Origin of the sequence: Comamonas testosteroni (assembly GCF_000761245.1) — a bacterium.
In the GTDB taxonomy this organism is placed as follows: Bacteria; Pseudomonadota; Gammaproteobacteria; order Burkholderiales; family Burkholderiaceae_C; genus Comamonas; species Comamonas testosteroni_C.
The window spans coordinates 1-540 of the sequence record NZ_AWOR01000006.1 but is presented as its reverse complement, the minus strand read 5'-3'; the positions used below and the strand labels follow the sequence as shown (position 1 = coordinate 540).

Below are 540 nucleotides of genomic sequence, written 5' to 3'. Positions count from 1 at the left end.
GGGCCGCTGTGGCGCTGCCGTAGCTGCCCGCCGCCACTGTCGTGTTGGCCAGCGCAATGGTGCGATTGGCCGAGAGGTCGCCGCCGCCCGTGAGGCCTGTGCCTGCGGTGATGGTGCGCTCGTCCGTCAGGCTCTTGCGCCATGCACTCCAGCCGGTGTTATAGCGGGAGCGGGTCCACTGGTCGCCGTTGTTGTAGTGGGTGTAGGTCTGAGTGCTTATGGACGCACCGTCCCCAATTACCAGCAGCGTGCCAGCTGCAGCCACCGGGTAATTGCTGCCGCCCGTGGCGTTGGCATTGGTGCTCTGCGTGTAGATGCCTCGGCCTGTCACCGTGTTGAGGTCCACACCGCTACCCAAGGCCGATGCCATGGTGACGGCGGCACCATCGCCCAGGTCGGCCACGTTCAGACTGACCAGATGGGTGTGGCTGGTGGTGCTGACCGCGTTGGTGCTGGTGCCCGTCAACGTGCCGGGCGTGCCCATGGTGAGGGTGCGGTCTGCCGTGAGGTTGCCGCCGCCCGTCAGGCCATTGCCCGCCA

Annotated in this window: 1 protein-coding gene; it reads right to left on the bottom strand. The window is 67.0% G+C overall.

Going from position 1 to position 540, the window contains the following annotated elements:
* Positions 1-540 (bottom strand): pyocin knob domain-containing protein (locus P353_RS27450; RefSeq protein ID WP_198529020.1); only part of this gene is annotated, 540 nt, incomplete at both ends.